This is a genomic window from Mesorhizobium sp. M0663, assembly GCF_040320585.1.
Classification (GTDB): Bacteria; Pseudomonadota; Alphaproteobacteria; order Rhizobiales; family Rhizobiaceae; genus Mesorhizobium.
In genome coordinates this window covers 202,513-226,934 of record NZ_JAMYPX010000002.1, presented here as the reverse complement: position 1 = coordinate 226,934, position 24,422 = coordinate 202,513, and the positions used below count along the sequence as shown (strand labels likewise).

The following is a 24,422-nucleotide window of genomic DNA, read 5'->3' as shown; positions in this document are numbered from 1 at the left end:
CGGCGGCTTGCGAAACAGGCGAAGTGACTAACCAAGCGCCCTTGAGGGAAGATCAGGGCATCATCAGAATGATCGATGAAAAGATTGGGGCGGGGGGCGATAAGTGACCCTAATCTTAGCGTAGGCAACTCATGTCTTCGGCATATTTGGGATCAGAAGTCGCGGATCAGGATCTAGCGGTGGATTGTCAGACAACGACCTCCGATAATTGGTCCAGTGTCCCACAATACGCACTGGATCAGGGTGGTCCCGTACTGCGCCCATTTCAAAGATTGGGCGTCGATTTTACCAACATTGCGGCCTTCGATCACCTGAGAAATGTCGTCCGCCAGTACCCCGACAAGCTTGCAATCAGCGACGGCGCCAATCGTCTGACCTATTCCCAGCTCCTCCGGTCAGTCGAGACGCTGTCCCACCAGATCGCGGCGACCGTCCCAGACGGACAGGCGATAGGGATTCTTCAGGCCAACTCGGCCTGGTATCCCATTGCCATGCTGGCAAGCATGACGGCTGGGCGGCCTTCGGTGCCACTCAACGCGCGAGATCCTAGCTCGCGTATCCTTGAAATCGTGGCCGGGGCGCGGCTCTCAGCTGTCCTGGGCGAGGGCAATGTCCGACCCGATGGATTGCCCCACCTGGTCAGTTGGATCGATGTGTCGACCAGTGCGGCCTCGCAGGCTGGGCAAGTGCCTCGTTCTTATTCCGTCTCGGTCGATGCGCCCGCCATCGTGCTTTATACGTCAGGGAGTACGGGCCGGCCCAAAGGCATCGTTAACAGCCAGCGCAGCTTGCTGTGCCGGGTCCAGCAATATGTCGATGCGTGCCACATCAACTCGGATGATGTTTTCCTGCCATTGACCGGACCCGCCACAATCGCCGGGTGCCGGGAGATTCTTGCTGCTCTTCTCACCGGCGCCACCTTGCATCTGGTCGAAGTCGAAGCGGTCGGCCTGCGCGCCGTTCAACGCCTGGTGCGATCCGAAGACGTGACAATCACCTATCTGGTGCCGGCACTGCTTCGCGCGCTTATGGCAGACGGACCTGCAGAAGCGTTCCATTCACTCAGAGTCGCCCGGATCGGTGGCGAGAAGGTGCCCTGGACCGACATCGCCCTGCTGCGCAAGGCCGTCTCCGATACGTGCCTTATCCAGATCGGTTACTCGTCAACCGAGACCACCGGCTCGCAATGGTTCCTGCCGCGAGACTGGCCAGAGCATGGAGATTCGGTTCCAGTTGGCTGGCTGCTGCCTGGAATCACCTTCGCAATTGTCGACGAAGCGGGCCGCCGCGTTCAACCGGGCCGCAGCGGAGAGCTTCTGATCAGGAGCCCGTATGTCTTGCTTGGCCATTGGGAGGACGGGGCGGTTGTGCCGGCAACATCAGACCCGCACGATCCAGGCCTTCGGATTTTCGCGACAGGTGACCTCGTTCGACTTGATGATCAAGGCCTACTGCACATCGTCGGTCGCAAGGGGCGCCAGGTAAAAATCAACGGTCGACGCGTCGAGCCAGCCGAACTCGAACGGGTGCTGCGTTGTGCACCCTCTGTCGCGGATGCCGTGGCAATCGTGACGGCCGCGAATGAGCTTGTCGCCTTTGCTGTTCCTCGGCGCTCGGCCGAAGCGACCTTTTCGGACGAGCTTCGCCAGCTTGTCAGGACCAATCTGCCGCCGCCGCTGCGTCCCTTGCGGTTGCACACGATCGCCGAGATTCCGCGTCTGCCGAGCGGCAAAGTCGACATCACGACACTTGCAGAGATGGATCTTTCAGCCAGAGAGACAGCGGCGACCGCGCGTCCGCTCGAGCCGCGAGGCAAGCTGACCGCGCAGCAGGTTGTCCAGCGGGCATGGACCAGCATTCTCAATACGCGCGTGGCGGCAGGACGCTGGGATGACGCCGGAGGAGATTCGCTGAAGCTGCTGCACTGCGTCATGGAAATCGAAAGCGCCATCGGGCAGGAACTCGGCCTTGAGGCCTTCACCGTCGGGATGAGCCTGGAGCAAATGGTCAAGGCGGTCGTGTCCGCCCAGGCAGGCGATCAAAGCGCGCGCGCCCAGAAGCACGACCCTCCCATTCTTTTTCTGTTCCCGGGGTCCGTCGGCTATGGCCCGAGCCTTGCAGCCTTTGCAGCAGCGATGGGCAAGGTGACCCGCGTTGCCCCGATCAGGTATCCGGCCCTGGCTATGATACTGCGCGGACAAGACAGCCTCGCCGATATGGCCGACGCCGCCGTCGACCAGATCCGCCGCGCCCAACCCTCGGGCCATGTACGACTTCTCGGCCATTCGCTCGGCGGCGCTGTTGCCTTCGAAGTTGCGGCGCGGCTGCTGGCAGCGGGGCGAACCGTAAAGTTCCTCGGCATCCTCGACACCAGCCTCGTCGGGGAGCGAAGCGCCCGCTGGGAGACGTTTACGCGCACATTCAATCGAATCCGAACCAACCGCGTGTCCGCTTACCGGATGGCATGCCGCGCCCTCGCGAAAGTCGCCGTGGCAATGAAGCGCGAGGCACAACTGGTCCAGTTTCTCGACCGCTTCGCTCAAGGACAGTTCAACGCGACGAGCTTTAGAACCAAACTGGAACTGCAAGAGGTTTTGCGCGCGCAAGCCTTCTTCCAGTGGGTGGCCGAGCCAAAGCCGGCTCTGCCGATCACAGGCACCCTGTTCCGCTGTGCTCGACCCGGAATGCCTCTGGCAATCGGCTGGGATAGCGTCTTCGCCCATCTGGACGTGATTCCGATCGTCGGCAGCCACATCGATCTGGTTGTAGAGCCTCACCTTACCACCAATCGTCCCCTTATCGAGAAAGCGGTGGCGAAAACCTATTCGCCAATCGAGTCTCGCAAACTGGAGTACAAGCCATCGACCTGATCTCAACATTCGGCAAAGACGCCCTGGTGCTCGACGCTGGCGCGGAAGTCGATCGCATCGTCCAGATCTTGCGCCAGCAGGTCTTCGGCACGCTGCGACGTCGAGGGGTGGTTGTCGGCCTCTCAGGCGGCATCGACAGCTCCGTCGTTGCGGCGTTGTGTGTTCGCGCCTTTGGGAAAGGCAAGGTCCTCGGGATATTCATGCCGGAGCGCCATTCCTCCGGCGACTCACTGAGGCTCGGCCGCATTGTCGCCGCACACCTTGGTATCGAAACGATCCTGGAGGATATAACGCCGGCCCTGGAAGCGGTCGGCGCCTATAGACGGCAGACCGAAGCAATCCAGACCGTCGTTCCCGAATATGGGGACAGCTGGAAATGCAAGCTGGTGCTCGCCTCGGTTCTCGAGAGCAACGGTCTCAACATCACGCGCCTCACGGTTCAGGACCCCGAGGGCAGGACCGACACGGTGCGCCTGCCGTCGGCAGCCTATCTGCAGATCGTCGCTGCAACCAACTACAAGCAGCGCCTGCGCAAGATGACCGAATACTACCATGCCGACCGCCTCAACTACGCGGTAGCGGGCACGCCGAACCGCCTGGAGTACGACCAGGGCTTCTTCGTCAAGCAGGGCGACGGAATTGCCGACCTGATGCCAATCGTCCACCTCTACAAGACCCAGGTCTACCAGTTGGCCGAATATCTTGGGGTGGAGGAAGAGGTCCGGCGCAGACCGCCCACCACAGACACCTTCTCGATGGCGCAGAGTCAGGAGGAGTTCTACTTCGCGCTTCCTTATTATCTGATGGATCTGTGCCTCTACGGCTTGAACCATGGGATCGCCGACGAAGACGTCGCCGAGGCAACCGGCCTCACCGTGATGCAGGTCCAGAAGGTTTTCAAGGATATCGACAGCAAGCGGCGCGCCGCACGTTATCTTCACGCGCGGCCGTTGGTGTCCTCTTCAATGGGCGAGGGCTAGGCGATGTGCGGCATCGCCGGAATTGTGTCGCTGAGCGCCGCAGCGGCGCCCCCTTCCCGCGATGCGCTGATACGCATGGCGGGCGCGCTGGCGCATCGCGGCCCGGACGAACGCGGCCTTTACCGGGACAGACGTGCGGGATTGGCGCATGCCCGCCTGTCCGTCATCGATCTCGCAAGCGGCCAGCAGCCACTCGCCGGCGCGGGCGACACAATGTGGATCGTCTTCAACGGCGAAATCTTCAATTACGTCGAGCTGCGACAAGACCTGGTCGCGCTCGGTTATCGCTTTCGCACACGCAGCGACACCGAGGTCATCGTCCATGCCTATCATGCCTGGGGCGAGGCCGCCTTCGAGCGAATGAATGGGCAGTGGGCAGTCGCCATCTGGGACTCCGTGGCAGGTCGTCTCGTCTTGTCGCGGGATCGGTTCGGCATCTGCCCGCTGCACTTTTGCGAGCATGGCGGACGGCTTTATTTCGCCAGCGAGGTGAAGGCCATTTTCGCGGCCGATGCGGATATACCCCGCGCCTTCGATCCAGCCGGCATCGATCAGACTTTCACACTCTGGACTGTCGCGCCGCCACAAGGCGTGTTTGGAGGAGTAAGCGAACTCACGCCGGGGCATGTCCGCATTTATGACAGCGGCGTCGTCCGGGAGCGGGCTTTTTGGAAGCCTGACTATCCAGAGGTTGACGGACCCGGCGATGATGAATTCACCGGCTCGCTTGATGACGCGGTGGAGGAAGTGCGCAGCGCCCTGGAAGCCGCGACGGCGCTCAGGATAGTACGCGCCGACGTGCCGGTCGGCTGCTATTTGTCCGGCGGGCTCGACAGCTCGCTGGTCGCCACGCTGGGGAGACGCTTCGCGGGCGAGCGCTTCCAGACTTTCTCGCTGCGTTTTGCCGACGCCGAGTATGATGAGACGCATTTCCAGCGCCTGGTTGCCGGCGTGGCCGGCAGTGACCATCATGAGGTGGTTGTTTCGCGCAGCGATATCGCTGGCATCTTCCCTGAGGTGATCTACCACACCGAGCGGCCAATCCTCAGGACCGCGCCGGCGCCGCTGTTCCTGCTCTCGAGACTGGTGCGCCAGCACGGCATCAAGGTCGTGCTGACCGGCGAAGGGGCCGACGAAATGTTCGCCGGCTACGATTTGTTCCGCGAGGGCAAGGTCCGCCGCTTCTGGGGACGCCAGCCCGCCTCGACGCGACGCTCGCGGCTGCTGGAGCGCCTCTATCCCTATCTCAGCCGCTCGCCGGTGCAGCAGCAGGCGATGGCACGCCAGTTCTTCGGGCGCGACATCCACGCCTGTGACGCGCCTGGTTTTGCGCATGGCACGCGCTGGCGTACCACAAGCGCCATCAAGCGGCTGTTTTCGGCAGACATGCGCGCCCAAACGGAGCGCCGCAACGCCGTGTCCGAGCTGCTTGCCCGCCTGCCGCCGGAGTTTTCGCGATGGGGCTCTCTTGCGCAGGACCAGTATATAGAGATTCAGACGCTGATGTCGGGATACCTGCTTTCCTCACAAGGGGACAGAATGCTGATGGCTCATTCCGTCGAGGGGCGCTTCCCGTTCCTCGATCATGAACTCGTGAGACTCGCGAATTCGCTTCCTGCCGCCTACAAGCTGCGCGTGCTCGATGAAAAGCATGTGCTGAAGCGCGTAGCGCAACCGATCGTGCCGTCGGAAATCGTCACCCGCAAGAAGCAGCCTTACCGGGCCCCCAACGCGCTCTGCTTTGTCGCAGATGGCGCTCCGGCCTACATTCGCGAAGCACTTTCGGAGGCGGCGCTGCGCGAAGCGAACGTCTTCGATCCCAAGTCGGTTACCCGGCTCCTGAACAAGTGCCAGGCCAGCGCCGGCGACGGCGACCTGTCCAACTCCGACAATATGGCGCTTGTCGGGGTGCTGTCGACGCAGCTTCTTCATCGGCAATTTATCGCGAGCCTTCCAAGTGGGGCTCGCACGCTCAAGCTCAGCATCGATATCGACCGCGAACACCGCGAAGAGGTGCTCGCATGATGCATGGCGCCGTACCGCTCCTGCATGACTATCTCACCCACTCTGCCAGCCGGCTCGGCGAGAAGGTGGCCCTGGTGTGCGGCAATCAACGTGTCACTTATGGCGATCTCGATATGCGTTCGAACGCCATAGCGCACCATTTGACCGATGCCGGAATTGCGCGTGGCGATCGCGTGGTGGTCTTCGCCGACAACACTGTCGAGGCCGTCATTGCGTTCTGGGCGGTGCTCAAGGCCAACGCCGTGGTGTGCATCGTCAATCCGCTCACCAAAAGCGACAAGCTTGATTATCTGCTCAACGATTGCCGCCCGACGGCACTGATCACCGACAAACACCTGCACTCGATTTTCAGGGAGCCGGCGCGGAATTGCCCATCGTTGCGCCGCATGATCGTCTCCGGGCCGATCGAACACAGCGACCTGCAAGAATTGCCGCATGCTGTGCGCTGGGACGCCGCGGTCGCGGCAGCCCGCAGCACGCCGCCCTCGCGCCGCTGCATCGACATCGATCTCGCTGCGATCATTTATACATCCGGCTCGACGGGCGAGCCCAAGGGGGTGATGCTGACGCATCGAAACATGATCGCCGCGTGCGCCTCGATTTCCTCATACCTGGCGCTTGCCGAAGACGAGGTGATCCTCAATGTCCTGCCGCTCGCCTTCGACTACGGTCTTTACCAGATGATCATGGCATTCGGCGCGGGCGCCCGGCTGGTGCTTGAGCGCTCGTTCGCCTTCCCGGCGCAGATCCTTGGGCTGATCAAGCAAGAAAGGGTGACGGGTTTTCCCGGCGTACCGACCATCTTCGCCGCACTCGGGGAGCTCAGGTCTCTCAGGGATCAGGATTTTTCGAGTATTCGCTACGTCACGAACACTGCGGCCGCCCTGCCGCTCAAGCACATTCTCCTGCTGCAGGAGCTGTTTTCTGGCGCCCGCATCTATTCGATGTACGGCCTTACCGAATGCAAGCGCTGCACCTACCTGCCGCCGGAGGATCTGGAGCGAAAGCCGTCGAGCGTCGGGATCGCCATCCCCAATACGGAAATGTGGATTGTCGACGAGCATGACAGGCGGGTCGGCCCCGGCATCGTTGGTCAGCTCGTCATCCGCGGAGCGACGGTGATGAAGGGCTATTGGGGCAAGCCGGAGGCGACAGCCAGGAAGCTCAAGCCTGGCCCGCTGCCGGGTGAGCAGGTCCTATACACCGGCGACTACTGCCGGATGGACGCCGAGGGCTATCTCTACTTCGTCGGTCGCGGCGACGAGATCATAAAATCGCGCGGAGAGAAGATAGCGCCGAAGGAGGTGGAAAACGTGTTGATGAACATTGCGGGCGTACGGGAAGCCGCGGTCATCGGCGTTCCGGACGAGCTGCTCGGGCAAGCAGTGAAGGCATTTGTCGTGATGGAGCAGGGAAGCATGATCGGTGAAAAGCAGTTGCAGAAAGAGTGCCAGAGACGGCTGGAAAACTTCATGGTTCCGAAGTCCATCGTCATCGTACCCAGTCTGCCGATGACCGACACGGGTAAGCTCAAAAAAACGGCCCTGTCATGAGTCGGTACCAGGGCGAAGTTGATCAGCATTCATCTTTTGTACCGGAGGCGAAATCAATGTTATCTACCAAGGATAGAACCGATACCTGCAGCGAACAAATTCGCGCTTTCCTGGCTTCGAATTTCTATATAGCCGATCCCGAGAGCCTGGAGAGCGACACCTCGCTACTCGACCAGGGCATCGTGGACTCGACGGGTGTGCTCGAGGTTATCGGCTTCATCGAGGAGACCTTCGGCATCACGGTCGAAGACAGCGAGCTGCTGCCGGAGAATCTCGATTCCATCGAGGGAATTGCGCAATACGTCATGCGCAAGAGAAACTGACGCAAGAGAAACTGATCGCCGAAATCTCGCGCAACTCTGTTTCAACTTCCCGGCCGTTTCTAGCCGCGACAGCGCGTCTACCTGCCGCGGCTGCGATGCTTACGCCTGCGCCCTCGTATGTCCCACAACCACCCTGCCCTCACCGGCCTGGTTGGTGACTGCCCGGATACTCGAATAGGCCTTGGAACGCTCGAGCAAACTCATGACCTGCCGGTCCTGGCCAAGCCCCACCTCGAAAAGCAGGATGCCTCCGCGCCGCAAATAGCGCGGCGCCTCCTTGAGCACCCGCATGTGGATGCTCAGGCCGTAGGGGCCGGCTGCGAATGCTTCACGCGGCTCGAGCTCGACCAGATGCGAACGGTCGCCCTCGAGCCGTTTTTCCGAAATGTAGGGCGGGTTGCAAACGATCACGTCGATCGTGCCATCGAGCTCCAAGCCTGAGAAGGCGCTGAACAAGTCGCCCTGAAGCACCGTTACCCGGTCCTCGATTTCAAGATGGGTGACGTTGCGGCGCGCGACCTCCACGCATCCGTCGGTAAGATCGCTTGCCCACACGCGCGCGGTGGGAGCGTGGTGCGCGATGGCGCACGCCAGATTGCCCGCCCCACAGCACATGTCGACAACGCGAGGCACCGGCAGGTTCAGTTGGCTCAGGACATCGAGAGCGGCCTTGCCGAGCAGTTCCGTTTCCGGCCGAGGAACAAGCGCACCGGGCGAGACCAGCAACTGCAATCCCATGAAGGTGCTGCGCCCCCTGCCGTAGGCATCGGCAACGTTGATCTCTTCGCTCACGACACTCGCCTCCCGATTTAGCCGGCGTTGGTGGCCGACAATTGCGTACCGATGAAGTGTATCTCAAAACCGTTTAACTCTCGATCGACAAAATCAAAACCGATCCCTCCCCAGACGCTTTGAAGCCTTGATGCTACAAAGATGACCATAAGCTTCTGCGCCGTGTCATGATTAGGAATATCTCCTTACCCGACCCGGTTATCCCCAGCCTGGCGAGCCAGTTGCCGAATTCTCAGCCTGGCGTCACGATTTTGCTACATTTTAATCAAAGAAGGCACGTATGTAAGCAATTCGTAATGTTCAGCAGCGGGGCGGGGCTGCTGCTTCCCGGAAGGTTAAAGTTTGTCCCTCATCGAAAGAATCGACGAGATTGCGCGGCAATTTCGCGTCAACGAGCGCACATCATGAAGTCGACCAAAGGGCGCTCGCTCGATCTCCGCTCCGCAATGTTCGGCTGTGTGCACGGCCTCGTCGGCGTAGGCATTTTCTCGGCATTGATAAATATCCTCGCCTTGACCGGCTCCGTCTACATGCTCCAGGTCTATGACCGCGTGCTGCCTTCGCAGAGCGTGCCGACTCTTGTCGGATTTACAGTCGGGATGCTGGGACTTTACGCGGCCTATGGGCTCCTCGATTTCGTGAGGCTTCGCCTGTTGGTCCGCATCGGCAGCCGCCTGCATAGAAATCTGCAGCAAAAAGCGTTCGCAGCCTCGCTTTCCCTGCCCCTCGTCGCCGGGCCGGATGCGAACCGGGTACACCCGCTTCGTGATCTGGACCAGCTACGTGGCTTTCTTTCCGGGCTCGGGCCGACAGTCTTATTCGACGCTCCCTGGATACCATTTTATATGGTGGTCATCTATCTGCTGCACCCCGCGCTTGGCGTGCTGGCAACGCTCGGCGCATGTGCCGTTGTGTTTTTGACGGTGGTTGCCGAGATCATCGGCCGCAAACCTGCGGCTCGTGCATCTGAGACACTCGTAGCGCAGCGGCTTCTGGCCGACTCCGGCCGCCGCAACGCAGAGGTTGTTCAGGCGATGGGCCTTTCCGCCCCGCTTAGCCGGCGCTGGAACGAGATCAGTCATCTTTATCTGAAGAACCAGGAACGGCTCTCCGACGTCGTCGGCGCAGCAAGCTCACTGTCGAAGACGCTCCGAATGGCCCTGCAATCATGTGTGCTAGGGCTTGGTGCCTATCTTGTGATCGGCGGCGAGGCCTCGCCTGGCGTGATCATTGCATCGTCCATATTGCTGGGCCGCTCGCTGGCGCCGGTCGATGTGGCGATCGCAAACTGGAGAGGGTTTCTGGCAACCCGCAAAAGCTATACCGAACTGTCGGCAGCCCTGGATGCTTTTGATAGCCAGCAAGAGCCAATGGAACTGCCCGGCCCGAAGGCTGAGCTTGCGGTCGAGGAATTGACCGTCGCGCCACCAAGCCTGCAGAAGCCCACCATCTTCAATGTAAGCTTCCGCTTGGCGAGAGGCGCAGGGTTGGCGGTCGTCGGCCCGAGCGGCTCCGGCAAGACCACGCTCGTGCGCGCTTTGGTCGGGGCATGGAAGCCGCTTCGTGGCACGGTAAGATTGGACGGCGCCTCGCTCGATCAGTGGAATTCAGAACTGCTCGGCATTCATATTGGCTACCTTCCGCAGGACGTTGAGCTGTTCGACGGGACGATCGCCGACAACATTTCGAGGTTCGGCGGCAAGCGCGACGCAAAAGGCGTGCTGGCAGCTGCCAAGGCTGCGGGCGTGGACAAGATGATCATGCGTCTTCCGCAGGGTTTTCAAACACGCATCGGAGAAGGCGGCGCGGCCCTTTCGGCTGGGCAGAGGCAGCTCGTCGGGCTTGCCAGGGCACTTTACGGCGATCCATTCCTCGTCGTTCTTGACGAACCAAATTCCAATCTGGATGCAGACGGTGATGCTGCTTTGGCCGGCGCAATCCTGGCAGTGCGTCAGCGCGGCGGTATCGTGATCGTCGTTGCGCATCGCCCCTCCGCTCTCGTCAACATCGATCAGGTACTCGTCCTGTCGAACGGGATGCTCCATTCGTTCGGCTCGCGCGAAGACGTTCTGGCAAATGTGATCCGGCCCTTCCCGCGCCCGGACAAGCCAAACATTGTCGTTCCGCTGCAGCACGGTGCAAGCGGGCATGCGTGAGGTATTGCTTAGTGTCTAACGTGACCATGTCGTCATATGCTGCGGTTGGCGGCGAAGGCCAGCCGACCGGGGAGAAGCCGGAGCCGGATGGGATTCGAGCCAATCTACCCTGGGGTACTCTGGTCCGGAGCCTAGCAGCACATTGTCGTTCCGCCGCACAAAGGTGCAGCCGGACATATGCGAGGTATCGCTCTGCTGTTGCCGTGTCGTCATACGTCGCAGCCGGTGGCGAAAGCCGTTCGTTGGAGACGAAGCCAGAGCCGGATGGCATCCGGGCCAATCTGCTCTTGGGCCTGGCAACCAGCTTGCTGTTGATCTTTGGCGGAGGGCTCTGGTTGGGATTGACCAAGATTGCCGGCGCGGTGATTGCGCCCGCAACCGTGGTGGTCGAAAGCAACATTAAAAAAGTCCAGCATCAAACCGGCGGCACCATCGGCGGAATCTTCGCGCAGGACGGCGATCATGTGAAGGCCGGCGATGTGTTGGTCAGGCTGGACAACACATTGACCCGAGCAAACCTGCAGATAATCACCGAGGACCTCAATCGCGCCACCATTCGTCTGGCCCGACTGGAGGCCGAGCGCCAGGGTCTGCCGGAAATGCAGATCCCGCCCGACCTTCGCGCTCAAATGGGCGACCCGCAAGTGGTGGCACTTGTCAGTGGCGAGCGTGCCTTGTTTGAAAGCCGTGCTGCGGCGCTGGCTGGCCAGAAGGCACAATTACAAAGCCGCGCGAAGCAGCTGGAACGTCAGATCGATGGCCTCAAATCGCAGCAGTCTGCAACGGACGAGTCTCTGGATCTGCTGACCAAGAACCTTGCGGATGTCGCATCTCTCTACGCAAAGAAGTTGGTGTCCAAGGAGAGGTTGAGCAATGTCAGCCTGGACAAGACCCGGGCTCGCGGCGAATCGGGACGCCTTGTCGCAGCGATAGCAGAGGTACAAGCTCACATCAGTGAAACGGACCTGCAGGTGCTTCAGCTCGACGAACAAATGCGGAGCGACGTGACCAACGAACTTCGCGAAACGGAAGCCAAGCAGACCGAGCTCAGTGAGCGCAAGGTGGTGGCCGAAGACGAACTCAGCAGGACAGACATTCGTGCCCCGCAATCGGGCACAGTACAAGAATCCTCGGTCCATACCGTAGGAGGCGTGATTGGCGCAGGAGAGGTGCTCATGATGATTGTGCCCGATTCCGACAACCTTGTCGTCGACGCTTCCATTCCTCCGTCGCGTATCGATGAGATTCATCCCGGACAGCAGGTGTCGATCCGCTTTCCAGCGTTCGACGCCGGCACCACACCTGCTTGCGAAGGCTCGGTCAAGCGCGTCTCAGCGGATCTGATCAAGGATCAGCAACGCCAGCTTTCCTTTTTTTCGGCGCGCATCGACGTCGAGAATGAAGCGACGTGCCTGACAGGAGAGAAAATACTCAAACCGGGCATGCCCGCCGAAGTCCACATAAGAACCGACGAGCGCAGTGTCTGGTCCTACTTGATGAAGCCCCTTACCGACCAGTTTTCCAGGGCCTTCAGGCAGTAAAGCGGTTGCGAAACGCGCCCCGATCTATCGGGTCGCCGCATTTTCGAGAGCGCTGCTGAATCTGACCTCGATCGTGTCTCCCGGCATGACCTCGGTGTCTTCTTGGGCAAGCTGTTTTCGCCATTCTTCGCCGACCTTGCGAATGATCGTGACCTCGGCCTGGACCTTTTCGCCGGCAACCGGCAACGGCAGTGCGGCAGCTCCCGTGGGCTGCAACTTTTGGCTGGCGGCGCGAAGCCTTGCGCTAACGTCGGCAAGGCGCACGTTGGTATCCTTCAACTCGATCAGCAGACCCATCCTTCTTTGGTTGTCATTGCGTTCGTGCTGTCTGGCAAAATCGTCCTGCTGACGTCGTGCTCTCATAAGCTCAACCGACGTTTCGAGTGCCCGGCTGGAAGAGAGAACCAAAGCGCGCCGAACGTCGGCGAGCCGGTTGTTGGTGAGATTTCCGGACTCAAACGCTTTCCTTACGCGCGCCAGATCGTCTTCGTCCGCCTTCACCCCATCCGCTTCGGCCTGCTCGCGTTTGAGCAAGGTCTCGGTTTGTGCGGCGGCATCCTTGCCGCTTTTATCCAGAAAGCCCTGCTCTTGCTGGAAGTTGTCCAACGAGAGCTTCAGCCCTTCCGCTTCAGCCTGCGCGATCGCCGACGCAAAACTTGCCGGCAAGGGAGATCCTTGTGGTGGCTGCATGTCGAAAGTCGGTTTGTCCTGAAGTTCGGCGCGGATGCGGGCGCTATGAAAATAATCTCTCGTATATTCCCCCCAAAGCGACTCGTAATCGCGCCGCAGATCCACCGGATCTGGGCCAACCTGGTTTGCCCGGGACCGCAAAAGGCTGAAACCGCCTGACACCGCAATCGCCTGCCGCACGGTCATCAGCGGGCGGTAGGCCTGCTGTCCGGGAGTGAGCACGTCGCCGGTCACATAGATCGGTCTGTACTCCGCAACCACAGCGGTCACGTCTGTCGGCTTGATGACGATCATTTGCTCCCGCCCATCAGGCAGACGCTGGTGGAATATCTTGGTCGGCAAGATCGTCTGCATGCGCGTTTGCAGTTCAGCCGGAGTTAAGCCGCCCACCGAAACCATACCGACTTCGGGAAGCGCGATCGTGCCGTCCATCTGGACCACCGCACGTTGCGTTCGCTCCGGGATGGAGGCAATTCCAATCTCGACGGTGTCGCCGGCAGAAAGTCGATAGGCGACCCGCGGTTCCGCTGCAGCAGCCGTATCCATGGCAGCCAGCATGCCGAGCACGACAATAAGGATTCGATCAACGAGGACCATGGGCGACAATCTCCTTCTGGCTCGAATCCGGCGATACCGCGGCCGCAATCAACAGCGGAGCCAATCCTCCCGGGCGAAAGCTCATGTCATGTAACCCATTTCGTGTCGCACCCGGCCTTCGCTGAGGCGCCCTTGCCACCATCCGATGGTCCGCTCCAAGCCTTCGCGCAGGCTGGTCTGGGCACGCCATCCAGTCTTGCTTTCGAGGAGCGAAGAATCGGCCAGCAAGGCACGCACCTCGGAATTCTGCGGCCGCAGGCGGCGCTCGTCGCGGTGAATTGGTTTCTTGCAGCCACTCAACTCGATCACCAGATCCAATATGTCCGAGATCGTCACAGCGCGCTGGCTTCCGGCGTTGTAGGCATGGCCAAATTCGAGCTCGGCCGAACCTGCGGTCAAAAACGCCGCCGCGGTGTCTTCCACGAAAGTAAGATCGCGGATCGGGCTTGTGTCTCCCACCATGATCGCCGGGCATTTTTTGTCGAGAGCCTGGCGTATAATGGTCGGTACGATGGCCCGCTCACTCTGGCGCGGGCCGTACGTATTGAAGGGCCGCATGATGACCACGGGGATGTCGAACGATCTGGCGTAGGACTCCGCCATCATGTCCGCGCCGATCTTGGATGCCGAATATGGTGACTGTCCCTGCAACGGGTGGGATTCGCTGATAGGCATTGTCAGCGCGGTGCCGTAAACCTCGCTTGTCGAAGTGTGCACTACACGCTCCGTCTCCCATTGGCGCGCCGCTTCGAGAACGTTGACCGTGCCCAGGATGTTGGTCTCCACATAGGACTGGGCAGCGGCATACGAATACGGGATAGCTATCAGTGCGGCGAGATGAAACACGACCGCCTGGCCACGCACGATCCGGTTAAGGAACGCGCTGTCGCGAACATCGCCGCGGACGAGATTCAACTGGCGTCGTATGGTGTCGGGCAAATCGTCCAGCCAGCCGTGGCTGTCGAAGGAATTGTAGAGTGCCAGCGCGGTGACGTCGGCGCCGCCGCGGACGAGTGCTTCGGTGAGATGAGAACCGATGAACCCGTCGGCACCCGTAACCAGAACTTTCCTGCCCTTGTATGCCATGACCCAAGCGTTCCCCCTATGACGTGAGGCACTGACTTTGCAAATCCACGAGAGCGCGGATGTCCCACCTGCTCTCAAGGTCCAATCGGCGGCGGCGAAACCACGCCAAGCACCGCCAGCAAGCCGCGCACCATCCACACAACATCGGAGCCGATCGTGCGCTGCGGATAATAGGAAAGGTCGAGCCTGGCTTTGGCAGGAAACAGAACCTGGCGATAGAACAGTAGCGGGTCCACCGATCGCGGATAGAAACGGGCTTCATGCCGGAAGAGAACCTGGGCTGGACCCAGCAAGCCTGGCTTGTATTGTAAAACGTCTTCGAAGCCCCCGCGAAAACAATCGGCGAAGGCAAGGCTCTCCGGGCGTGGCCCGATGATTGCCATCTCGCCTCTGAAGACGTTCCAAAGCTGTGGCAGTTCGTCGAACTTGGTGACGGCGAGGAACCGTCCTATCGGCGTCATGCGGCTGTCATCGGCCATGGTCAGAGCCAAGCCACCGGGGTCGCATTGAACGCTGAACTTGCGGAACTTGTACATGCGGAATGGGCGAGCACCGGCCCCGACGCGGGTCTGTGTGAAGAAGATGGGCCGCCCGCCTTCCAGCAGCAGCGCCACGGCAATCAGCAGCATCAGCGGGGCGAAGACGATCGCCGCGGCTGCAGCAATGACGAGATCGATTGCTCGTCTCGCAGACCCATGGGCGGCGCTCGAGACGTTAGACCGGTGAATGGCTAGGTCCAGGGCATTCATGCGGCTGTTCCTGTCTGAGCGCAATTATTGACCGCCGCGGCAAGAGCGACGACTACCGATTCGACCAATGGCGCGGTGATCTGCGGATGCAGCGGTACAGTCAGTTCGCGCTGCGCGAAATCTTCAGTGCGCGGTAAGTGAGTACCGGGAATGAGCTCACGATAGAGCGTCATCTGGTGCACCGGCGGGTAGTGGATAGTGGTTTGTATCCCTTGCCCGCGCAGTGCGTCGATGACGTCTTGCCTGTCGGCGTAACGTGGCAAAAGGATAGGCATGATGTGGTAGGCCGACGTCCGCGGCTCGTGGAACGGGATGGTCACGGCCGGGCAATGCTTCGCTATGAGACGGCGATACAGCATGACCAGGATACGCCTGATCTCATTCCACTCCTGCAGATTTTGCAGCTGGACCAGTCCGATCGCAGCCCGCAATTCATCCATGCGATAGTTGAATCCGAGCATGGTGACATCATACTGAGGGGTGCGGCTGTTCAGCCTTTGACGTGTCCCGGTGGTCATCCCATGTCCACGCGCCTGGCGGATTGTCTCGAGCAGACCGGCATCCCTGGCGATCACAGCCCCGCCTTCCGCCGTGGTCATGTTCTTGTTGCCGTAGAAGCTGAAGGCGGCTGCGGCACCAAATGTCCCCACCTCCTTCAAGCCCGGCGCATGCGCCGCGTCCTCGACGATGTGCAGCCCCCGGGCACGGGCGAGCCTCTGCCATTGTTCCCGATCGGCGAGGTAGCCGGCGAAATGAACGAGAATGATTGCCTTGGTGCGGGCCGTGCATTTCGCTTCGGCTTCCACGATCGACATCAGCGGCACGTCGGCTGACTCGATGTCGACGAAAACCGGCGTCGCACCGACATAGAGGACCGCATTTGCGGTCGCCACGAACGTCAAGGATGGCACCAGCACCTCGTCGCCCGGTCCGATGCCAAGTGCGTGCAAAATGAGATGAAGCGCTGCGGTGCAAGAACTGACCGCGACGCAATCCTCCGCATCATGAACGTCGGCAAAAGCTTGTTCGAAGGCTCGTACCTGCTCCCCCATGGTCAGCCAGCCGCTGTCGATGACCTTGGTCAAAGCAGTCTTCTCCGGCACACCCAAGATCGGGGCACTGACCAAGAGCATCACAACCTCCTAGACTGATAACTGTGGGAACCGGGCTCGTGACTTCATCATGCAGCCGTCGCAGTGACCTCGATCGAGGCCGACTGGTCTTCCCAGGAAATGGTCTGTGCGTTCTGAAAATCGTCGACGCGCCCGATATCGAGCCAGAGACCCTCATGTTTGTACACGTGCACCGTTGTGCCGTTCTGCATCATCTGCAGCATCAGGTCGTCGAACCCAAAGGGTATGCCGGATGGGATAAACTGCAGAACATCCGGGTTCATGCAGTAAATTCCCATGCTGACCAGATGCGAAAGCGTCGGCTTCTCGCGAAAGACCTGCACGGTATTGTCGACTTCGTCGATGACGCCGAAATCCATCTTGATCAGGCGACAGGCTGTTGCGATCGTCACTGGATCGGTGTGCTTACGGTGCGCTGCTACAAATCGACTAAGGCTTAGATCCGTGAGGACATCGCCATTGAGAACGATGAATGGCTCCGTCAGTTCATCCCTGATCAAAGACAGTGGCCCGATGGTGCCAAGCGGCTCCATCTCCTGCGTATATCGAATTTTCAGGTTCCACTGCGAGCCATCTCCACACACGGTGCGGATCAAGTGGCCGAGATATCCGGTTGTAATATAAACTTCCTGAATGCCGTTGCGTCGCAACCATTTCAGAAGCATCTCGAGAACCGGCCGTGCGCCGATCGGCATGAGCGGCTTCGGCAAGACCGAAGTGAAGGGGCGGAGGCGTGTTCCCATTCCTCCACATTGAATAACCGCTTTCATCCTGGTCCTCCCTTGTTCATTCGGCCTGAACGCTATCGTCACGGGCCGGCTATCCTGCCCTGGTCAGCACCCGGGAAACGCGTTCTTGTCCCCTCAGAAGAACCGGTGAGATTTCCCGTAGAAGACCGGTGAGATTTCTCCACTGTCCCCTGATCCGGACATTGCATCTGGATGGTATGTGGCCGTCAGGGTGGATGTCGTCGTGCATTCGAATGGTAACAATTCAGCCGTTTTGCTGTTCTATATCTTTAGACCTATAGCACTGCTGAACGACCGGCCGGTCTGTCAGCTGTCCAAAAGGTCAGAACGTATGTTCGACGACGTTCGGCGGGTTTCGCTCACAAGGGGCAAAAAAAGAGGAGCGTTTCCCGTCATTTAAGATTATATTAGAAATCTGGCGTTTGCGGTGTTGGGGGTGCCGCAGCGTCGGCTGGATGAATCGACGAGATGATGGCCACGACTTTCAGGCCATTACCGTTCAATCCATTCAGATAGGCGTTGGGGTAGTTCAATGTATCGAATCGTCATCGCCGACGATCACGGCTTGTATCGTCGCGGCTTGCGATTGGCACTGACCGCAGGCATTCCAGGTGTGGAGATCTTTGAAGCGTCCTGTTTCGACGCGGTGCTCAGTTTGCTGGCAGAGCAGTCGTTCGTGGATCTTGCGATCCTGGATCTGAATATGCCGGGCCTGTTCAATCAAGAAGTGCTCGGCGGGATCCTGTCTGCCTATCCGGACACGCGATTTGCGATCGTTTCCGGAAACGATTCACGCTCGGAAATACTCACGGCTCTGTCGATCGGGCTTCACGGCTACATCGTAAAATCGCAGACGGACGAAGAGGTTGTTTTGGCCGTCAATGAAATCCTCTCCGGCCGCATCTATGTTCCTGCACTTCTGTCACGCCCGGGAGCGACGCAAACAACCCACGCGCATACCCATTCCGACGACAAAGGCCCACAGAGGCGTACCGCTGGCGTCAACCTTGGCAGGCTGACTTCGAGGCAAAAGGAAGTCCTCAAGCTGATGGCGGAAGGCTATTCAAACAAGGAAATTGCGCGCGATCTGGAAATCGCAGAGGCGACCACGAAAATCCACGCTGCTGCCGTTCTGCGTGAATTGGGGGTACGCAATCGGACCGAGGCTGCCGTTATGCTGAAGACTTGGCTTTCGAGACATGCCAGCTAGAGCGCCGCGCGTCCTTTTGGACGTGCAAACGGCGTCCCAAGACTCCTCATGCATTTTACTGCATATCCCAAAGCCGCGGCGCAGCTTTGGGCCGACGACATTCTTGGAAGGAACCCTGCGCATCTCAAAGGCCGCTCAGCGCGACCCGCCTTTAGATATCTGCTTTCCGATTGGAGCACTGCACTACAATCCGATTTCCTTGCGTGACAGCCGCAGCGAATACCGCAACCCTTGGTCCGATATTTCCAGCCTGGGAGAGTGACCGACAAGCGGCGCTCCATCCACTCCGATTATCATGGAACCGAAGCCATGACGGACTACGCTTGAGGTCCTACGCCGCCCCGATTCCACCCACTCGAACACGATATCGCTGCCTGTTTCTTCAGGTGCGAACGTCCAGCTTACGTCGATCCGGCCTTTTGGATCGGCAAGCGCTCCATATTTCATGGAATTGGTGGCAAGCTCGTGAACGATCATTGCAAAACTCTCGGCGGCGCCTCCCGACATCGCCACGGAAGGACCGCTGACCGATATCGCACGTGTTCCAATATATGGGTGCAATTCTTGCGCAACGAGATCGTTTATCGCCCCCGATACGCTGCCGTTGCGTGAAAGAAGCAGATGGGTTGCCTCGAGCGCGCGTATCCGGTCGATCAGCATTTCCTTGTATTTGGCGACGTTGTTTCCGGGAACATCGACCATTTTCACGAGCGCCGTGATCACCGCGAAAACGTTGCCGAATCTGTGACGCTGTTCGAGCATGATGCGCTCCCGCTTCTTTGCCGCGGCGCGCAGCAGCGTGGTTTGTCGTCTCTCGCTCAGGTCGGCAGCCACTCCAAGCCGCTGTCCACCATCATCATGTCTTTCCTCCCTTCCGCGCAGCGCAACCCAGCGGATATGTCCGTCCGGTCGGCGGACGCGTATCTCAACATCGTAATTCGTGACCGATGGTGCGGCCTTTCTCGATGCCGCCAGCTTTGGCCAGTCCGCCGGATGAACGACAGCTGACAGCTCCTCCAAACTGCGGCTATTGGCCTGGGCCAGGCCGAGAATGTCCCAGAACGTGTCCGAGCCCGTGACTATCCCGCCTTTAAGGTCTATGCGCCACGTGGCCAAGCGTCCAGCAGACAGAGCGAGGTCCAGCCATTCCTTCTGGGCCCGAAGCGCTTCGTGAACAGCGCGTCGTTCCGAAATATCGTCGACCACCACGAAGATGCTCTCCGAGAGGCCACCCTCGGGCACGGACGAAGAAAGCGTTAGCCTGGCCCAGAATGCCGTACCGTCCTTTCGTGACAGACGCACCTCCGAAACGAACGAAGAAATGTCATTGCCCAGCCTCGCCAGCAATTGCGCCAAGGTATCCCGGTCGTTCGGATGGGCGAGCGTATCGAGCTGCAGTTGGGCAAGCTCCTCCTCCTTGTACCCGGTCATCTCACAAAGGCGTCTGTTGGACTGCAGCAACTCACCTTTCTTGTTGGTGTTCGCGAATCCCATGGCAGCACGTTCGAAGGCCCAACGATAGCGGCTTTCGGTCGCCTCGACGGCAGCGAGCCTGGCCTCCGCGACTTCCAGCAACTCACGCAAGTCCTGCCGCAGACGATGGAAGGTCATGGCAATCACGCCACCCGAAACCAGAAGCAGGATTGCGCGTGCCCAATCTCCACTTGAAATCTGATCGTGTCCTCGTGCCCACAGCCCGACAGCCACCATCAGAATGGTCGCAGCGAGCGCCGGTACGCGGTCTTCGAGATAGGCGATAATAATAATAGCCGGAATAAATTCCAGAAAACTGGCGCCTTGCCCAATATAGGCTGACGATTTTATTTCAAATATCAGTGTGGCAGCTAACACCGATGCAGAGGCAATATGAGTTAGCAATCTGCCCGACGGGTTCGAATTCGACCTGCGCGACTGCGAGCTCATGGACACAGACTACAACCTTCTGACTAGCCCGTCGAGACTAGAGCAAAAAACGTACAGCTTAGTACCACTGCCGGATTGCCATACCGCTATCATAGCGCGCATTTTATCGGACGCAGCGGGGCCTAAGAGCTGCCTTAGAACTGTCGGATCATATTAAGTTTTCAAGGTGGTGATGAACGTATTATCCGTCAGCGCATAGAAGACTAGAATCCAGCTACACATAGAAGACTACATGAATCCCGAATACTTATTTCGGGCGTGTGAAACTTTGGGTTAGGGGTAGAAAATGAATCTGATCGATAGACAGGTCGATGCTTCTTCGAGCAATCGGTACATTGTTACGAGGACCAAGTATGATTTTGAAGCGCGGAATACGCGGCCCTCTTCTGGTCACCTTCCCGATCGCGCATCGGATCCATTGGACGCAAGGTTCGCCGAACCAAAAGGCCGCAGTCTGGAATCCATAACCGGCGTGCTTGATCGCATTGGCTGTGGCTATCTCGTGCTGAATCGCGAAAGAAAAGTAGTCGAGTGGAACGCAGCCGCCCAAACCACGCTTGAGCGCCAGGGCGAAGCGGCCGACACGGCGAGCGGACTTACGGCCGCCCTAAGGCGGCTGATCGCGAATGTTCCGGGCCAATTCCTGCCGGGCTCGTTGTCTTGGGTGGTGATCCGCAGCAGGGGCGACCGACCGGTGATACTGAACGAGAACGGCGTTATCGCTCCCGACGGAACGAGCATTGTGGCGCTGCTGGATCGCGACAACAGGTCGGGGCCAAATCCTCGGACGCTGCAAAGAATGTTTGGCTTGACGAGCGCAGAAACGCACCTCGCCTTGCGCTTGGCCCAGGGCGACGCACCTTTGGAGATCGCTCGCAGCTGGCGTCTCAGCCGCACCACGATCCGTTCCCAGCTTGCCTCGCTGTTCGCCAAGACCGAAACAAAACGCCAGGCGGAACTGGTGGCCCTTCTTGGGCGTATTTCGGTCCTGCCGTAAGGCCGGCCACTTAGATCCAATCGCCGGACGTCGGCAGCCGCCCGGGATTCAAACTGCGCAAGCTGGTGTGTCATGACTTGGCAGGTCGTGCACCGCATTGCGCACTCCACTAGGTTCGATGCGCCAGCGTAAATATCGGAAGCCGCAATCCCGGACCGGCTATTCGGTACTGTCGAACGGATTTCGAAAGGCGACAAGTGGACAACGATCTATGCAGCGATTCTGTCCTTGCCGCAGCGGAGAAGATGGAAATCGCTCGATCCCGTTCGGACCGCGCGGTGAAGAAACTTGCACGGACAGGACCGATCGTCGTCACCGGCGCCGCAGGCTTCATTGGTTTTCACGTGGCCTCACGGCTTTTGCGTCTTGGTGTCAAAGTCGTGGGCGTCGACAATTTCACGCCCTATTACGATCTGCGGCTCAAGGAAGCGCGGTTTGCACGCCTCTGTAGCGAGGCGAAGTTCACGCCGGTACGAATGGATCTGGCGGATGCCGCGCGCGTTCAGTTGCTGTTTTCAAACGTTCGCCCCTCACACCTTGTCCATCTCGCGGCTCAGGCCGGCGTGCGTCATTCACTTGTTGACCCGCACGCCTATGTGCAATCGAATATAGTGGCGTTTCTCAACGTCCTTGAGGGCTGCCGGCATCATGGCGTCGGTCATCTCGTCTACGCCTCTTCGAGCTCCGTCTACGGCTTGAATCGAACCATACCGTTTTCCGAAAATCACGGCGCCGATCATCCCGTCAGCTTCTACGCCGCCACCAAGCGTTCGAATGAATTCATGGCGCATTCATACAGCCATTTGTTCGGCCTGCCCGTGACCGGACTGCGCTTCTTCACCGTTTATGGCCCTTGGGGCAGGCCCGACATGGCCGTCTACTTGTTCACGCGCGCGATCGTCGAGAGCAAACCAATTGAAGTAGCCAATGCCGGCCGCGTGTGGCGAGATTTCACCTATATCGACGATATCGCTGAGGGCGTGGTTCGAGCACTTGCTACACCGCCGCAGCCGGATCCGAATTGGGACCCTTGCACCGCCGACCCTGCCACAAGTTCCGCGCCGTATCGCGTCTACAATATCGGCAACGACCGGCCCGAGGAGATCAACCGGCTGATTTCGATCATCGAGACCGCTCTTGGCAGCCGGGCAGTTCGCGTGGATGTGCCGTTGCCGCCTGGCGACGTTCTGGAGACGCGCGCCGACGTCAGCGATCTTCGCCAGGCCGTCGGCTTCGCCCCGGCAACACCGCTAGAGGACGGAGTGCGACGCTTTGTCGAATGGTACCGGGACTTTCATGGAACGGATGCCGCGGCCAGCGTACGGCAACAGACGTTGGTGAATGAGGCCACCGTGTAGGCCGCGGGCCCTGTCGGGCGATGATCTGCCTCTCGGCGCGTAACGCGTCGGCCACAAAGCCGCACTCGCCAGCCTCTATCCGACACAACCCTGGACTCGAAATTCCTGAACGCTGATGCCGTCGCGTATCGGGGCGCGACGGTCTCAAATCAGCGCAGGAACCAATGTCGCCGCTGGCCTTCGACTGCGTGTGTTCTGAACGATGTTAGCGCAAAGATCAGCCCAGGGATAATTTTCAGCCGTTTGCTGATGTAGATCGACATCGCCACATTCCAAATCGCCAACGCAAGCGCGAGGCCCACTGCGGCGCCCGGCGCGCCGTAGAGCGCAATTCCTGTGGCACAGCCTGTGATACTGGCCGCAGCGCCGACGATCATGGTTGCGGCTGCCGCCCATTCGTTTCCGGTCATCATCAAGAGGAGCATCTGGGGTCCGCACAGCGCGACAAAGACATATCCGAGAATGAGTATCCGCGCGACGGGTGCCGCGGTACTGAAATCCCCGCCGAACCAGTTCAACAGAGGTTCAATAATCGCAAGCATCGGGATGGCCATCGTTAGAGCCCCACCAGAGGAAAGTAGGGCGGCCCGTGAAAACAGCTGCTGCAGAGCCAGCCGATCGCCTCGGGCATGAAGGGCAGCCGCTGTCGGCGCAAACATCGTAGAGACGGCAACCAGGGAAAGGCTCACAAGCAAGGCGACGTTCAATCCCAATGCGAAAATGCCTGCTTCGCGAATGTGATGCGTCCAGCCCAGCACCATGACTCCGGCCCGGCTGATGAAAACATCGAGCCCAGCCATGAGCATCATTGGCGGAACCGCGGACCACCATTCCCGCGACTCGTCGCCTGGCTGAACCTGCCGCAAGCCAGGCGGCTGAAATTTTGTCGCCATGACGAACACCAGGCCGACCGTGATGGCTGAACTTGCCAGCACCGCCTGCATCACCAAGGGTGCGTTGGGGGTCCATGATCCGGATAAGCCCGCCATTCCCAGCAACGTCAACAAGAGGCCGTCGCGCACTATGCGTTCCGGCAGGAGGGCCGAGACACCGCCGCCGAAAGCACGAACAAGTGTTGCGCCCAAAGCGTAGGCGGTGACCAAAGGCACTGCTGCCATGCCTAGCAGCTGGCTGATTTGAAGCTCCTTGTGAGAAGGATCTGAAAAGAAAAAGATCAAGGCGGCGCCAACGATGCCGAATAGTGTCGCCGCCGCCAGCGACCTCTGCAGAGCAAACCTGATTACGCCGTGTACCAGGTCAAGCCGCCCTTTGGCACTGTAGGCGGAGACGAAACGCAACAAGGATACATGGAAACCAAGCGTTGCAAGATAGGCAAGCACCGAGGTCCAGGCCAGAACATAGGAGTAGATGCCATAGCTGGTGGAGCCAACGATGCGCGCAATCAATAACTGCGCCAAGCTGGTCAAGCCCGCACCCCCGATATAGACCAAAAGAGCGAAGATGCTGGCATAGCCGAGACCCCGGCCCGTGTCCTCCTTGTGCGGCAAAACCATATTCGTTGGAGCAACGGAGGCCGCAGGGAAGCGGGCGAGCTTCGGATCGCTGAAATCGTCGATGTCTTTTGCGCCGGCGTCGCGCATTTCATCGCCTTGATCGCCTTTGGCCGCGGACCCTGCTCCGGACTGCGAGATCGTCGACATTATCTTCCGCTCGACAGGCCGAATGCCGT

The 24,422-nt window shown here is 59.6% G+C and carries 18 protein-coding genes; 10 read left to right on the top strand and 8 right to left on the bottom strand.

Features of this window, described 5'->3' with window-relative positions; genetic code table 11:
- Positions 1-131 precede the first annotated feature (131 nt).
- The 5 genes from NKI54_RS04305 to NKI54_RS04285 are packed head-to-tail and all read left to right on the top strand — an operon-like array spanning position 132 to position 7,751.
- The gene (locus tag NKI54_RS04305; protein WP_023675632.1) at positions 132-2,870 is read left to right on the top strand and encodes a non-ribosomal peptide synthetase; all 2,739 of its coding nucleotides are present in this window, start codon (positions 132-134) and stop codon (positions 2,868-2,870) included.
- Positions 2,867-3,850: an NAD(+) synthase gene (gene nadE / locus NKI54_RS04300; RefSeq protein WP_352569191.1), complete on the top strand. Its 984-nt coding sequence runs from the start codon at positions 2,867-2,869 to the stop codon at positions 3,848-3,850. The genes NKI54_RS04305 and nadE overlap by 4 nt, the downstream gene beginning before the upstream one ends.
- Before the next feature lie 3 nt (positions 3,851-3,853).
- The gene (gene asnB / locus NKI54_RS04295; RefSeq protein WP_023675630.1) at positions 3,854-5,875 is read left to right on the top strand and encodes an asparagine synthase (glutamine-hydrolyzing); all 2,022 of its coding nucleotides are present in this window, start codon (positions 3,854-3,856) and stop codon (positions 5,873-5,875) included.
- The gene (locus NKI54_RS04290) at positions 5,872-7,428 is read left to right on the top strand and encodes a class I adenylate-forming enzyme family protein (protein ID WP_352569014.1); all 1,557 of its coding nucleotides are present in this window, start codon (positions 5,872-5,874) and stop codon (positions 7,426-7,428) included. Before asnB ends, NKI54_RS04290 begins: the two co-directional genes overlap by 4 nt.
- Positions 7,429-7,484: 56 nt before the next feature.
- Entirely contained in the window at positions 7,485-7,751 is a 267-nt protein-coding gene (locus NKI54_RS04285) for an acyl carrier protein (protein WP_023675628.1), read from the top strand.
- Positions 7,752-7,850: 99 nt separating this feature from the next.
- On the opposite strand, the gene NKI54_RS04280 is transcribed toward NKI54_RS04285, so the two are convergent.
- Complete coding sequence (locus tag NKI54_RS04280; RefSeq protein ID WP_023675627.1) at positions 7,851-8,543, bottom strand: N5-glutamine methyltransferase family protein; 693 nt, start codon at positions 8,541-8,543, stop codon at positions 7,851-7,853.
- A 404-nt stretch (positions 8,544-8,947) separates the two neighbouring features.
- On the opposite strand from NKI54_RS04280, the gene NKI54_RS04275 reads away from it, so the two are divergent.
- Together NKI54_RS04275 and NKI54_RS04270 are read left to right on the top strand one after the other, a co-directional pair.
- Positions 8,948-10,699 carry a type I secretion system permease/ATPase gene (locus tag NKI54_RS04275; protein ID WP_352635881.1) on the top strand — a complete coding sequence of 584 codons (1,752 nt, stop codon included), beginning with the start codon at positions 8,948-8,950 and terminating at the stop codon, positions 10,697-10,699.
- A 242-nt stretch (positions 10,700-10,941) separates the two neighbouring features.
- Positions 10,942-12,240, top strand: coding sequence for an HlyD family type I secretion periplasmic adaptor subunit (locus tag NKI54_RS04270; RefSeq protein WP_352455326.1), 1,299 nt, complete (start codon positions 10,942-10,944; stop codon positions 12,238-12,240).
- A 24-nt stretch (positions 12,241-12,264) separates the two neighbouring features.
- Here NKI54_RS04270 and NKI54_RS04265 read toward each other — a convergent pair whose 3' ends face one another.
- The 5 genes from NKI54_RS04265 to NKI54_RS04245 form a co-directional block, all read right to left on the bottom strand.
- Positions 12,265-13,527: a polysaccharide biosynthesis/export family protein gene (locus NKI54_RS04265; protein ID WP_352455325.1), complete on the bottom strand. Its 1,263-nt coding sequence runs from the start codon at positions 13,525-13,527 to the stop codon at positions 12,265-12,267.
- Between the two features lie 81 nt (positions 13,528-13,608).
- Complete coding sequence (locus NKI54_RS04260) at positions 13,609-14,613, bottom strand: SDR family NAD(P)-dependent oxidoreductase (protein WP_352635879.1); 1,005 nt, start codon at positions 14,611-14,613, stop codon at positions 13,609-13,611.
- Positions 14,614-14,687: 74 nt separating this feature from the next.
- Entirely contained in the window at positions 14,688-15,362 is a 675-nt protein-coding gene (locus NKI54_RS04255; RefSeq protein ID WP_023675621.1) for a sugar transferase, read from the bottom strand.
- Complete coding sequence (locus NKI54_RS04250) at positions 15,359-16,495, bottom strand: DegT/DnrJ/EryC1/StrS family aminotransferase (protein WP_023675620.1); 1,137 nt, start codon at positions 16,493-16,495, stop codon at positions 15,359-15,361. Before NKI54_RS04250 ends, NKI54_RS04255 begins: the two co-directional genes overlap by 4 nt.
- 47 nt (positions 16,496-16,542) lie before the next feature.
- Positions 16,543-17,265, bottom strand: coding sequence for a nucleotidyltransferase family protein (locus NKI54_RS04245; RefSeq protein ID WP_023675619.1), 723 nt, complete (start codon positions 17,263-17,265; stop codon positions 16,543-16,545).
- Between the two features lie 511 nt (positions 17,266-17,776).
- On the opposite strand from NKI54_RS04245, the gene NKI54_RS04240 reads away from it, so the two are divergent.
- Positions 17,777-18,454 (top strand): LuxR C-terminal-related transcriptional regulator, encoded by a 678-nt coding sequence (locus tag NKI54_RS04240; RefSeq protein WP_023675618.1) that lies wholly within the window; start codon positions 17,777-17,779, stop codon positions 18,452-18,454.
- 183 nt (positions 18,455-18,637) lie between these two features.
- Here the strand turns inward: NKI54_RS04240 and NKI54_RS04235 are convergent, their stop codons facing one another.
- Positions 18,638-20,377: a PAS domain S-box protein gene (locus tag NKI54_RS04235; RefSeq protein WP_023675617.1), complete on the bottom strand. Its 1,740-nt coding sequence runs from the start codon at positions 20,375-20,377 to the stop codon at positions 18,638-18,640.
- A gap of 286 nt (positions 20,378-20,663) precedes the next feature.
- On the opposite strand from NKI54_RS04235, the gene NKI54_RS04230 reads away from it, so the two are divergent.
- Together NKI54_RS04230 and NKI54_RS04225 are read left to right on the top strand one after the other, a co-directional pair.
- Positions 20,664-21,374: a helix-turn-helix transcriptional regulator gene (locus tag NKI54_RS04230; RefSeq protein ID WP_023675616.1), complete on the top strand. Its 711-nt coding sequence runs from the start codon at positions 20,664-20,666 to the stop codon at positions 21,372-21,374.
- Between the two features lie 245 nt (positions 21,375-21,619).
- Positions 21,620-22,732, top strand: coding sequence for an NAD-dependent epimerase (locus NKI54_RS04225; protein ID WP_352576395.1), 1,113 nt, complete (start codon positions 21,620-21,622; stop codon positions 22,730-22,732).
- 149 nt (positions 22,733-22,881) lie between these two features.
- Here the strand turns inward: NKI54_RS04225 and NKI54_RS04220 are convergent, their stop codons facing one another.
- Positions 22,882-24,393, bottom strand: a complete 1,512-nt coding sequence (locus NKI54_RS04220; protein WP_352635876.1) for a lipopolysaccharide biosynthesis protein — start codon at positions 24,391-24,393, stop codon at positions 22,882-22,884.
- Positions 24,394-24,422 lie beyond the last annotated feature (29 nt).

Coding starts and splice junctions, on each gene's coding strand:
- NKI54_RS04235 (WP_023675617.1), bottom strand. CDS start 20,377: ATGAGCTCGCAGTCGCGCAGGTCGAATTCGAACCCGTCGGGCAGATTG.
- NKI54_RS04275 (WP_352635881.1), top strand. CDS start 8,948: ATGAAGTCGACCAAAGGGCGCTCGCTCGATCTCCGCTCCGCAATGTTC.
- NKI54_RS04245 (WP_023675619.1), bottom strand. CDS start 17,265: ATGAAAGCGGTTATTCAATGTGGAGGAATGGGAACACGCCTCCGCCCC.
- NKI54_RS04230 (WP_023675616.1), top strand. CDS start 20,664: ATGAATCTGATCGATAGACAGGTCGATGCTTCTTCGAGCAATCGGTAC.
- NKI54_RS04265 (WP_352455325.1), bottom strand. CDS start 13,527: ATGGTCCTCGTTGATCGAATCCTTATTGTCGTGCTCGGCATGCTGGCT.
- NKI54_RS04305 (WP_023675632.1), top strand. CDS start 132: ATGTCTTCGGCATATTTGGGATCAGAAGTCGCGGATCAGGATCTAGCG.
- NKI54_RS04260 (WP_352635879.1), bottom strand. CDS start 14,613: ATGGCATACAAGGGCAGGAAAGTTCTGGTTACGGGTGCCGACGGGTTC.
- asnB (WP_023675630.1), top strand. CDS start 3,854: ATGTGCGGCATCGCCGGAATTGTGTCGCTGAGCGCCGCAGCGGCGCCC.
- NKI54_RS04225 (WP_352576395.1), top strand. CDS start 21,620: ATGGAAATCGCTCGATCCCGTTCGGACCGCGCGGTGAAGAAACTTGCA.
- NKI54_RS04220 (WP_352635876.1), bottom strand. CDS start 24,393: ATGTCGACGATCTCGCAGTCCGGAGCAGGGTCCGCGGCCAAAGGCGAT.
- NKI54_RS04290 (WP_352569014.1), top strand. CDS start 5,872: ATGATGCATGGCGCCGTACCGCTCCTGCATGACTATCTCACCCACTCT.
- NKI54_RS04255 (WP_023675621.1), bottom strand. CDS start 15,362: ATGAATGCCCTGGACCTAGCCATTCACCGGTCTAACGTCTCGAGCGCC.
- NKI54_RS04250 (WP_023675620.1), bottom strand. CDS start 16,495: ATGCTCTTGGTCAGTGCCCCGATCTTGGGTGTGCCGGAGAAGACTGCT.
- NKI54_RS04240 (WP_023675618.1), top strand. CDS start 17,777: ATGTATCGAATCGTCATCGCCGACGATCACGGCTTGTATCGTCGCGGC.
- NKI54_RS04285 (WP_023675628.1), top strand. CDS start 7,485: ATGTTATCTACCAAGGATAGAACCGATACCTGCAGCGAACAAATTCGC.